The organism is Coleofasciculus sp. C1-SOL-03 (assembly GCF_040220555.1).
In the GTDB taxonomy this organism is placed as follows: Bacteria; Cyanobacteriota; Cyanobacteriia; order Cyanobacteriales; family Coleofasciculaceae; genus Coleofasciculus.
This window is the reverse complement of sequence record NZ_JAVJUO010000152.1, coordinates 1-12672: the sequence shown is the minus strand read 5'-3', so window position 1 is coordinate 12672 and position 12672 is coordinate 1. Positions and strand designations below refer to the sequence as shown.

The window sequence follows — 12672 nt, the reverse complement described above, 5'->3', positions numbered from 1 at the left end:
CCGAAAAGTAAATGATACAATGAAACTCGAATTAACCCCCCAGCAAAACCAGGCTCGGTCTGAATTCAAAGCTTTTGTAGATGAAGTAATCGTTCCTGATGCCAATCGATGCGATCGCGAAGAACATACGCCCCCAGAACTGATTGAAAAACTAGCTCAACAAGGCTATTTAGGTGCTGGGTTGCCCAAAGATAGGGGTGGCACTGGCATGGACATGATCACCTATGGACTTCTGAATGAAGAAATCGGACGAGGTTGTTCTTCACTGAGGAGCTTACTAACCGTTCACAATATGGTAGCTCAGGCACTGTTCAAGTGGGGCAATACATTTCAAAAAGAAAATTGGCTGCCTAAATTAGCATCGGGAGAGGTTATTGCTGCTTTTGCTTTGAGCGAACCTAACGTGGGCAGCGATGCCAAAAGTATAGAGACGACAGCTACACGTTCAGGAGATTTTTATGTATTAAATGGGCAAAAAAAATGGATGACGTATGGGCAAATTGCAGATGTATTTTTAGTCTTTGCTCAGAATGACGGTAAACCCTCAGTTTTCTTAGTCGAAAAGAATCGCCCAGGATTGACAATCAAACCAATTTTTGGGATGTTAGGTGTGAGAGGTTCAATGTTAGCAGAACTGCACCTGCATGATTGTAAAATTCCCTCAGAAAATCTCCTGTGTAGACAGGGTTTTGGTTTTTCCCATGTGGCGTCTTCTGCACTAGATTATGGAAGATACAGCGTGGCTTGGGGTTGTGTCGGCATTGCCCAAGCCTGTCTAGATGCTTGCCTTCAATATACAAGTCAACGCCAGCAGTTTGGTGTCTATCTCAAAGAACACCAATTAATTCGACAAATGATCACTGAGATGCTGGTTAATGTCAAAGCAGCGAGACTGCTGTGTTATCAAGCGGGCTATCTCAAAGATAATGGCGATCCCAAATCAATTATGGAAACTTCAATTGCCAAATATTTTGCCTCCACAACGGCAACTAAAGCGGCAAATGATGCAGTACAAATTCATGGCGGTAATGGTTGTAGTCGTGAATATTCTGTTCAACGGTATTGGCGAGACGCCAAAATAATGGAAATTATTGAAGGCAGTACCCAGATTCAACAAATTACCATTGCTGAATATGGTTACCAAGAACATCTGTTTCCACGGAATCGCCCTGTAATGTCTCAGGAATTAATGGCAAGGATTTAAGCATGGTAAGTTTAAAATCAGAGAATGTAGACACTAAGCCAGTTAATCAAAAAACGATTAAATGTGTCGTTTGGGATTTGGATAATACTCTATGGAATGGCGTGTTATTGGAGGATGATGAGGTTAACTTAAAAGACAATGTAGTTGATATTATCAAAACCTTGGACAGTCGAGGAATACTCCAATCCGTTGCCAGCAAGAATGAGTATGGCAAAACGATGGCGAAACTAGAGGATCTGGGATTAGATGAGTATTTTTTGTATCCACAAATTCATTGGAATTCTAAAGTTTACTCTATTCAGCAAATTGCTAAATCAATCAACATCGGTATGGATACAATAGCCTTTGTTGACGATCAGCCATTTGAACTGGAAAACGTTAGTTTTTCATTACCTGAAGTCCTCTGTATTCATGCAGCGAACTTGGAGCCGTTGCTGGATATGCCGGAAATGAATCCTCGTTTTATTACCGAGGATTCAAAACAGAGAAGGTTGATGTATCTCAGCGATATAAAGCGCCAGAAGGTAGAGTCAGAATTCGTCGGTTCCCAAGCAGAGTTCTTGGCTACACTTAATATGCATTTCACGATCGCTTCGGCTAAAGAAGAAGATTTACAGCGAGCTAAAGAATTAACAGTGCGAACGAACCAACTAAACACAACTGGCTATACTTACTCCTACGATGAACTCAATCAGTTTCGACAGTCAGATCAACACAAGCTGCTCATCGCTAGTTTGACAGATAAGTATGGAACTTATGGCAAAATTGGCTTGGCTCTTGTGGAATGTCAAGAAAGCCTGTGGACGATTAAGTTATTGTTGATGTCTTGTCGCGTCATGTCTAGAGGTGTTGGCGTCGTTATGCTTAACTACATTATCAAGCTGGCTAAAGATAATAATGTTCGCCTGTGTGCTGAATTTGTTGCCAATAATCGTAATCGAATGATGTATATAGCTTATAAGTTTGCGGGATTCAAGGAAGTAGAGAAAAAGCGTGATCGGGTTGTTCTGGAAAATGATTTTAAACGGATTCAACCTTACCCTAATTATATGCAAGTGGATATTTTTGATTAAAAAATAAAATATATTAAGTGTTAATTTTCGATTGTTGAGAGTATATCACTATGTCATCATCAGAAACTATCAATCAATTAAAATCTAAACTTTCACCAGCAAAACAAGCGCTTCTTGAAAAACGTTTGCGAGGTGAAATTGAGTCTAACTCTCGTCTTAAATTATTACAAGAAGAACTCCCAAAAGTAGTTCCCCATGCAGACGAGCAACATAAACCCTTTCCACTCACTGACGTTCAACAGGCTTACTGGATCGGTCGCCAAGATGTTTTTGAATTGGGTAACGTAGCCAGTCAGGCTTATTTGGAAATTGAAACGGTTGATTTCAACCTAGAACGGTTTGAAAAAGCATGGCAGCGACTAATCAATCGCCATGGGATGCTGCGGGCAATCGTACAATCCGATGGGCAACAGCAGATTTTGGCACAAGTTCCAGCCTATAAAGTTAAGGTGTTGGACTTGCGAGAGAAAACACCAAAAATAGCCGCATCTAAGTTAGCAGAAATGCGCGATCGCCTGTCCCACCAACGGCTGCCTGCGGACCAATGGTCCCTGTTCACAATACAAGCGTCTCAGTTAAACAATAATAAAGTTAGGCTTCACTTCAATTTTGATGTATTGATTTGCGACGCTTGGAGTTTAGGAATTATTAGTCGGGAACTGGCGGAACTGATGCAAAACCCCGACATTGCCCTACCTCCTTTAGAACTTTCATTTCGGGATTATGTATTAGCTGAAATTGCCTGCCGCAATTCAGAAACCTATCGCCGTTCATTAGAGTATTGGCAAAGCCGTCTTGCTACTTTACCACCCTCCCCTGAACTGCCCTTGGTGAAGAGTCTGACAACTGTCAAACATCCTCAGTTTGTGCGCCGGACGAGAAAACTAGCGCCAGAGAGTTGGCAGCGCCTCAAGCATCGGGCGACCAAAGCCAACGTGACTCCTTCTGGACTATTACTCGCTGCCTTTGCCGAAATTCTGACTGTTTGGAGTAAAAATCCTCAATTTTCCATCAATTTAACCCTCTTCAATCCTTTACCGTTGCATCCTGAAGTAAATCAGATTGTTGGAGACTTCACCTCTGTGACGTTACTGGCGGTAGACAACTCCGAACAAGAGTCTTTTCAAGTGCGTTCTCAACGCATCCAAAAGCAACTTTGGGAAAACCTTGATCATCGGTATGTTAGTGGCGTGCAAGTGTTGCGGGAATTAGCCCGAACCCAAGGTCAGGCTTCAGCGGCGTTCATGCCTGTCGTCTTCACCAGCACTCTAACCCAGAACACTCAGAACCAACCCTCTGTACCCATGGCTTGGCTGGGAGAACTCATTTACAGCATCAGTCAAACCCCGCAAGTTTATCTAGACCATCAAGTTTTTGAAGATGCGGGAACCCTGATTTTATATTGGGATGCTGTTGAAGACGTCTTCCCTCTAGGACTCTTGGATGATATGTTTGCCGCTTACTGTGATTTCCTCAATCGTCTGGCAAATGAAGAAGACCTTTGGCAAACAAAAACACGGCAACTGTTGCCCTCAGCACAGCTACAGCAACTAGCCACGATTAATGGTACTGAGGCACCCATTGCGGAAGCAGCCTTACTCCAGACCTTGTTTTTTGAGCAAGCCGCTTTGCATCCCCAGCAAGCCGCTGTGGTGACATCTAGTCGCACTTTAACCTATCAGGAATTATGCGATCGCGCCAATCAGCTCGCCGATCAACTGCGACAACTGGGTGTTCGCCCCAACGAATTGGTGGCAATTGTCATGGAGAAAGGGTGGGAGCAAGTTGTCGCCGCCTTGGGCATTCTGGCTTCTGGTGCGGCTTATGTGCCGATTGACCCTGGACTCCCTGGTGAACGGCGGTGGCATTTACTCGAAGAAGCACAAGTGCAGTGGGTACTGACTCAATCCTGGCTCGACACCGATTTAGAATGGTCAGAAACTAGCCGACGTTTCTGTATAGACACCCTAGAACCTTCTAGTTCCTCTGCCCCTCTAGAGCCCATACAACACCCATCGGATTTAGCTTACGTCATCTACACCTCTGGCTCAACTGGCAAGCCAAAAGGGGTGATGATTGACCATCGAGGTGCTGTTAATACAATCCTCGACATTAACCAGCGCTTTAATGTGAAATGCCAAGACCGGGTATTTGCTCTGTCCTCTCTGAGTTTTGACTTGTCAGTATATGACATCTTTGGCACTCTGGCAGCGGGAGGAACCCTAGTTATTCCTGATGCCCATGCTACAAAAGACCCGGCTCACTGGGTGCAATTAATCGTACAACATCAGGTCACTCTCTGGAATTCGGTGCCAGCTTTGATGCAGATGCTGGTGGAATATGCGGCAAGTCGCTCAGAATTATTGCCTCAATCCCTGCGGTTGGTGATGTTGAGTGGAGATTGGCTACCTCTGAACTTACCCGACCAGATTCGCACTCTGTTTAAAGAGGTGCAGGTCATTAGTTTAGGCGGCGCGACAGAAGCGTCAATCTGGTCCATTCTCTATCCCATAGAACAAGTTGACCCAACTTGGAAAAGCATCCCTTATGGTCGCCCCATGCGTCACCAGCATTTCTATGTTCTGAATCAAGCCTTGGAACCTTGTCCAGTGTGGGTGATTGGACAACTTTACATCGGCGGAATTGGACTCGCTAAAGGTTACTGGCGAAACCCAGAAAAGACCAATACCAGTTTCATTATTCATCCCCAAACCCAGGAAAGGTTGTACAAAACGGGCGATTTAGGTCGGTATTTGCCAGATGGGACTATTGAATTTATCGGACGGGAGGATTTTCAGGTTAAAGTTAATGGTCACCGGATTGAACTGGGTGAAATTGAGGCGACTCTGCAACAACATCCTAGTGTGAAAGAGGTAATCGTCTCCGCCGTCGGAGAGTCACGGGAAAACAAGCAATTGGTGGCTTATGTCGTTCCTAAGCAAGAGCTAATTTCTAGTAATTCTTCGAGTTCACCCGATCAGAAGCTAGTAGACTTTGCCGGGACTCAGCAGTGGCTACAACCTACAAATTCTCAGAATCAGAAACCCGTATCAATGGCTGATGAGTTGCGTAATTGTGTGCAACAAAAGCTGCCTAACTATATGATACCTTCTGTCTATATATTCCTGGATCAGGTGCCGTTAACACCTAACGGCAAGGTTGATCGAAAGGCACTGCCTGTACCCGAAAATATTAACCCACAGGAGAGTGCAGCATCTGTCATGCCCCAGACGGAATCGGAGCAACTCATTGCTAGGGTTTGGCAAGAGATACTTCAACTAGAAAAGGTGGGTATTCATGACAATTTCTTTGATCTGGGAGGAAATTCCATACTCATGATCAAGACTCAAGTAAAAATGCAAGATTTGTGGGAACAAGAGATACCTATCGTTGAAATGTTTAAGCATCCGACTATACACTCTTTTGCTAAATATTTAAGTCAGGAAGAAACAACAAATACTTCTATTCAGCAAGGTAATGAGAGAGCTAGGTCTCGTCGTGTTCGTCAAACCTTAAGAGACCAACAAAAAGACTTCAGACAAAAGCATCGTTTGACCAATAAATAGTACAAATATTAATTTCCTAGTAGAGAGGTTTGAAATAAAATGAGTGAACTACATTTACCTAATAATAGTAATGGTTTAGAAATAGCGATTGTCGGTATGTCTGGTCGTTTTCCAGGAGCCAAGGATATTGATGCATTTTGGCAGAATTTACGAGAGGGTGTCGAGTCCGTTTCATTTTTCTCTGAGGATCAGCTACTCGCTTCAGGTGTAGACCCGACTTTGCTAAATAACCCTAATTACATCAAAGCAAAATCTATTCTTTCAGACATCGAGCTGTTTGATGCTCAATTCTTCGGCTTCAGTCCTAAAGAGGCTGAACTCATGGACCCGCAACACCGCCTCTTCCTGGAACACGCCTGGGACGCGATTGAAAAGATCGGTTGCAATCCGGAAACTTATGAAGGTTCGATTGGTGTTTACGCTGGTGTAGAAAACAACACTTACTGGCTCAACAACATTGGTCACAACATTGGCAATTTCCCGGATATACAGACACTTTTTGGCAATGGGGCGGATTATCTCTCCACAAGAGTATCCTACAAGTTGAACTTGAAGGGACCTTCTGTCACGGTTCAAACCGCCTGTTCGACTTCCCTAGTGGCTGTCCATCTGGCTTGTCAGAGTTTGCTGAATGGCGAATGTGACATATCGTTGGCTGGGGGTGTTTCACTCACGATACCCGAAAAGGCTGGGTATTCCTATGAGGCAGGGGGAATCGCTTCTGCCGATGGACACTGCCGAGCCTTTGATGCTCAAGCACAGGGAACTGTTTTCGGAGAAGGTATCGGAATTGTCGTCCTGAAGAGATTGGCAGATGCGATCGCGGATGGAGACTGCATTCATGCCATTATCAAAGGCTCGGCAATTAATAACGATGGTTCTTTGAAGGCTGGCTATACGGCTCCTAGTCCAGATGGTCAATCGGCAGTGATTTCAGAAGCTCAGGCTGTTGCTGGGATTGAACCTGAGACAGTAACCTATATAGAAGCCCACGGAACGGGAACAGCCCTGGGAGATCCGATTGAAATTACGGCGCTGACACAAGTTTTTCGTAAAAGTACCGATAAAAAAGAGTTCTGTGCGATCGGTTCAGTGAAAACCAATTTCGGACATCTGGGTGTAGCGGCTGGGGTAGCAGGTCTAATTAAAACCGTCTTGAGTCTCAAACACCAGTTGATTCCTCCTAGTTTGCATTTCCAGCAACCCAATCCCCAGATTGATTTTGCCAACAGTCCTTTTTACGTCAACACCCAACTGTCGGAATGGCAAAATGGCAAGACTCCTCGCCGTGCCGGAGTCAGTTCTTTTGGCATCGGGGGGACAAATGCTCATGTAATTCTGGAAGAAGCACCAGTTGTGGCAGCGTCTAGTTCCTCCCGCTCCAGGCAATTATTGCTGCTTTCAGCTAAAACCCACTCAGCATTGGAAACGGCTACCACGAATTTAGCCAATCACTTAAAGCAGCACCCACAACTTAACCTAGCCGATGTCGCTTATACGCTTCAAGTCGGTCGTCGCGGGTTTAACCATCGCCGGATGGTGATCGTAGAAGACATTGAGGATGCACTCCAAGCTCTAGAGTCAGATCCGCAACGGGTTTTTACCAGTGTCACCGAAGGGCGCGATCGCTCCGTCGTTTTCATGTTTTCCGGTCAAGGAGCGCAGTATGCAAACATGGCACGGGAACTCTACCAGAGTGAGGCGATATTTCGGGAGGTATGCGATCGCTGTTGTGAATTGCTCCAGCCTCAGATCGGGTTAGATTTGCGCCAATTGCTGTACCCAAAAGAGGAAGATGCCCAAAAAGCGGCGCAGCAATTACAGCAGACGGCGATTACTCAACCCGCACTGTTTGCGATCGAGTATGCCTTGGCTAAGTTGTGGATGTCTTGGGGAGTGCATCCGGTGGCGATGATTGGTCACAGCATTGGGGAATATGTGGCAGCTTGTCTGGCTGGTGTATTTTCCCTAGAAGATGCTTTAGCTCTGGTGACAGCACGGGGTCAACTGATGCAGCAACTGCCCTCTGGAAGTATGCTCGCTGTTCCCTTGCCGGAAAAAGAGGTGCAACTCTTGTTGGGTGAAACACTCTCTCTGGCAGCAATTAACGGGTCATCCTCCTGTGTTGTTTCAGGTACAACCGAGGCTGTAGAAGCACTACAAAACCAGTTAGCATCCTCTGGCGTGGATTGCCGTCGTCTACACACCTCCCATGCCTTTCATTCTCCGATGATGGAACCGATTCTGGAGCCTTTCCAAGAACGGGTCACACAAGTGACGCTCAAACCACCACAAATTCCTTATGTTTCCAATGTTACTGGCACTTGGATTACTGTCCAGGAGGCAACGGCTCCTTCCTATTGGACTGCTCATCTACGGCAAACCGTGCGCTTGGCTGAGGGTTTGCAAGAGTTATTGAAGAAATCGGCGCACGTTCTGCTAGAAGTGGGTCCAGGTCGGACATTAAGTAAATTAGCCAAACAGCATCCAGAGAAAAAGCCTGAGCAGGTGGTATTAACCTCAGTACGCCACCCCCAAGAGAAACAATCGGATGTAGAGTTTTTGTTGAAGGCATTAGGTCAGCTATGGCTAGCTGGAGTGCAGGTGGATTGGTCGGGATTCTATGCTCGTGAGAAACGCGATCGCATTCCCTTACCCACTTATCCCTTTGAGCGCCAGCGTTACTGGATTGAGCCGCTTCAACCAGGACAAAATAACCGCGCTACTCAAATATCACTGGGCAAAAAGCCGGATATTGCCGATTGGTTTTACCTCCCTTTGTGGAAACAATCAGTACCCCCAGTACCACTCAAACAGGAAGAATTAACAGCTCAAAAATCTTGCACTCTGGTGTTTGTTGATGAGTGTGGCTTGGGGACTCAACTGGTTAAACGACTTCAAACACAGAAGCAGGAAGTAATCACTGTCAAAGTCGGTACAGAATTCACCCAACCCAGCCAGAGCCAATATACCCTGAATCCTCAACAAAGTAGTGACTACGATACCTTACTCAAGGAACTCCTAGCACAACAGAAGCTGCCAGAACAAATAGTTCATTTGTGGAGTGTCACGCCGATGACTCAGGCAGAATCCGGGATGGTAGGAGTTGAGAAAGCTCAAGAAAAAGGATTTTACTCTTTGCTGTTTCTGGCTCAAGCACTGGGGAAATTAAATCTAACTGAGGCGTTGCCAATCACGGTTGTTTCTAATAATATGCAGCCAGTCACAGGGGAAGAGTGGCTCTCTCCAGAAAAAGCCACCCTACTCGGACCGGTGAAAGTAATTCCCCAAGAATACCCAAACATTAACTGTCGCAGCATTGATGTGGTGCTTCCCCCTTCAGGAAGTTGGCAACAGGAGAAACTCACAGAGCAACTTGCGACAGAACTGAGACTTCCTATCTCTGAGCAGGTGATTGCCTACCGAGGCAATAATCGTTGGTTGCAAACCTTTGAACCCGTGCGACTCGATGAATCTCTCAAAGAGACACCACAATTAAGGGAAGGAGGAGTTTATCTGATTACAGGCGGACTTGGAGGGATTGGACTTGTCTTGGCGAAGCATTTAGCGAAGACAGTACGTCCTAAATTGATTCTGACAGGACGTTCTGCTTTTCCAGAAAAACAGGAGTGGGATAGGTGGTTGGCAACTCACGATGAAACAGATAGTATCAGCCGCAAGATTCGCCAAGTCCAAGAACTTGAAAATTTAGGTGCAGAGGTTTTGGTGGTTAGCGCTGATGTAGCGAACCTCACACAAATGACGGAGGCGATCGCACAAATTCAGTTGCGGTTTGGTCAGCTCAATGGTGTCATTCATGCTGCCGGAGTTGTTGGAGAAAAATCGTTTGCGGCTATTGCCCAGACAAATAAAATTGAGTGTGAGCAGCAATTTCAACCTAAAGTCTATGGACTGTTTATATTAGAAAAAGTTCTCCAGGGCAAAGATCTAGATTTTTGTGTACTATTATCTTCGTTGTCATCAGTGTTAGGAGGAGTGGGTTATGGGGCATACGCAGCAGCCAATCTGTTCATGGATGCTTTAACTCACTACCATAATCAGACCAATCCTGTACCGTGGTTCAGCGTAAATTGGGATGCATGGCAGGTTGGGGGAGAGAATAAAGAAAGTGCATTAGAGCAAACCAGTTTGGCTGAATTTGCACTGACCCCAAAGGAAGGAATTAAGGTATTTCAAACTCTTTTATCTAGATGTGACCTGAATCAAGTCGTTGTCTCAACGGGAGATCTACAGGCAAGACTTGACAAATTTATTAAACTTAAATTTGTACAAGAGAGAGTAGATTCTCCAGCAGCCAATTCCTCTTCATTCCATCGAAGACCCGATTTGGACAATACTTACACAAGTCCCAGGAATGAGACCGAACAAAAACTTGCCGATATATGGCAACAGGTGCTTGGTGTAGAGCCTGTTGGTATTTATGACAACTTCTTTGATTTGGGTGGGGATTCCCTAATCGGTATCCAGCTAGTTTCTCAAATTCGGACTCAATTCCAGTTAGAGCTATCTATTCGTCACGTATTTGAGTCTCCCTGTGTCGCTGATTTAGCCTTGGTCATTGAAGAAATGATCATAGAGGAATTGGAAAAAATAACTGAAGACTCAACTAAGGAACTTATCTCTATGATTCCGGATTAGGACTAAACTCTTGATCTTTATTATCGTCCTTTTCTTTAGTTGTGTACAACTCTGACACCCGATGGATATAAATAAAAAAGAAAGAATAATAGCACGAAGGTCTAAACTTTCACCCGCCGAACGGGCGCTGCTTCAAAAGCGTTTGCGAGGTGAAGTGGACTCTGGTTTTAAACTAAAAGCTATTCCTCGACGTTCAAGTACAGCTCCTTTACCTTTATCCTTTGCCCAGCAGCGGCTATGGTTTCTCCAACAGTTGGAACCCAACAACCCTTTTTACAATGAGCATGGAGCAATACAGCTAACAGGTTTCCTCGACGTAGCAGCGCTGGAGCAGAGTCTCAAGCAGATTATGCAACGCCATGAAGCTCTGCACACTAGGTTTGAGATGGTGGAGGGGCAACCCGTTCAAATCATTGCCCCAAACCTGACCTTGACATTGCCCGTGGTCAACCTGTCCCAGTTGCCAAAAGCGGAACAGAAAATTGAAGTTCAGCGTGTCGCGACTGAGCAAAGTCAACGTCCTTTTGACTTGATTCAAGGACTTCTGCTGCGATGTACGCTACTACAGCTAGGTGAACAGCAACATCTGCTGCTATTTACTATTCACCACATTGTCTTTGATGGTTGGTCAGTGGGCGTATTCATTCGTGAATTGTCAGCCCTTTACCAAGCCTTTTCTACGAGAAAACCTGCGCCGTTGCCGGAACTGCCCATCCAATATGCTGACTTTGCTCTCTGGCAGCGACAAGAGTTGCGGGGAGAAAAACTATCCTCCCAACTGTCTTACTGGAAGCAACAATTGGAAAATGCTCCACCTCTACTGCAACTGCCAACAGACCGACCCCGACCACCCGTTCAAACTTACCGGGGGGCAAGACAATCATTCCGGTTGCCCAAGAGTTTGACCCAGGCACTGCAGGGGATTGGCAAAAAAGCCGAGGCTACGTTGTTCATGACCCTACTGGCAGCGTTCAAACTATTGCTCTACCGCTACAGTGGGCAAGAAGACATCATCATTGGTTCGCCTATTGCTAACCGTAACCGAGCTGAAATTGAAGGACTGATTGGCTGTTTTGTCAATACTCTAGTACTACGCACCGATTTTGCAGGCAACCCGACTTTTGAGGAACTTTTAAGTCGAGTGCGGCAGGTGACGATGGCAGCTTATGAACATCAGGATTTGCCCTTTGAAAAACTGGTCGAGGAACTACAACCAGAACGGGATGCCAAGTATAATCCACTGTTCCAGGTGTCATTTACCTTACAAAATACTCCGAGGGTAAAATTTGAACTGCCTGGGCTGACTATGACTCCTTTTGAGGTTGAACGCACCAGAGCTTTGTTTGATTTGCGCTTGGACATTACAGAGACGAATTCAGGGCTAGAGGGTTTCTGGGAATACAATACTGATTTGTTTGATGCTGCCACTATAAGCCGGATGAGTGGGCATTTCCAAACCTTGCTCGAAGCAATTGTAGAAAATCCACAACAGCGAGTTGACCAATTGCCCCTGTTGAGTGAAATACAGCAGCATCAGTTGTTGACCGAATGGAATCAAACCCAGACAGATTATCCCAAGAATACCTGTATTCATCAGTTGTTTGAAGAGCAGGTCGAAAGAACACCGAATGCTGTAGCGGTAGTGTTTGAAAATCAGCAGTTGACCTACCAACACTTAAATCAAAAAGCCAACCAACTAGCACATTACCTGCAAAGCAAGGGAGTCAAACCCGAGGTACTCGTTGGTATTTGTGTGGAGCGTTCCCTGGAGATGGTGGTGGGACTATTGGGGATACTTAAGGCGGGTGGTGCTTATGTCCCCCTTGACCCCAATTATCCCCAACAACGGCTCAGTTATATGTTGTCCGATTCGGGTGTTGAAGTATTGCTTACTCAGAGTTCATTACTGGAATCTTTGCCAGAAAATCAAGCACAGATGGTTTGTTTGGATACGGATTGGCAGGCAATTGAGCAACACCAAAAGGAGAATCTTGATGCTGGGGTATATTCGGATAATTTAGCTTACGTTATCTACACTTCGGGTTCTACAGGAGTTCCCAAAGGGGTTCAAATCTGCCACTACAGTGTGGTCAACTTCCTCAATTCCATGAGTCATTGTCCAGGATTAACTCAGGAAGATACTTTCTATGCCGTTACCACTATTGGCTTT

At 45.4% G+C, this 12672-nt stretch carries 4 protein-coding genes and 1 pseudogene; all 5 read left to right on the top strand.

Annotated features, from left to right (window positions below; translation table 11 throughout):
* The first annotated feature begins 19 nt into the window (after positions 1 to 19).
* Positions 20 to 1204, top strand: a complete 1185-nt coding sequence (locus tag RIE73_RS24575; RefSeq protein WP_446403678.1) for an acyl-CoA dehydrogenase family protein — start codon at positions 20 to 22, stop codon at positions 1202 to 1204.
* A 2-nt stretch (positions 1205 to 1206) separates the two neighbouring features.
* On the top strand, positions 1207 to 2277 hold the full coding sequence (locus tag RIE73_RS24570) for an HAD-IIIC family phosphatase (protein WP_446403677.1): 1071 nt from the start codon (positions 1207 to 1209) through the stop codon (positions 2275 to 2277).
* A 50-nt stretch (positions 2278 to 2327) separates the two neighbouring features.
* Positions 2328 to 5843 (top strand): annotated as a pseudogene (locus RIE73_RS24565) (non-ribosomal peptide synthetase); the annotation flags it as partial.
* A gap of 39 nt (positions 5844 to 5882) precedes the next feature.
* Complete coding sequence (locus RIE73_RS24560; RefSeq protein ID WP_446403676.1) at positions 5883 to 10502, top strand: SDR family NAD(P)-dependent oxidoreductase; 4620 nt, start codon at positions 5883 to 5885, stop codon at positions 10500 to 10502.
* A gap of 61 nt (positions 10503 to 10563) precedes the next feature.
* A partial coding sequence (locus RIE73_RS24555) for a non-ribosomal peptide synthetase (protein ID WP_446403675.1) occupies positions 10564 to 12672 on the top strand: 2109 nt, incomplete at its 3' end.

Bases quoted from the DNA above. Each gene is read 5' to 3' on its own strand.
- RIE73_RS24560 (WP_446403676.1), top strand. From the start codon at position 5,883: ATGAGTGAACTACATTTACCTAATAATAGTAATGGTTTAGAAATAGCG.
- RIE73_RS24575 (WP_446403678.1), top strand. From the start codon at position 20: ATGAAACTCGAATTAACCCCCCAGCAAAACCAGGCTCGGTCTGAATTC.
- RIE73_RS24570 (WP_446403677.1), top strand. From the start codon at position 1,207: ATGGTAAGTTTAAAATCAGAGAATGTAGACACTAAGCCAGTTAATCAA.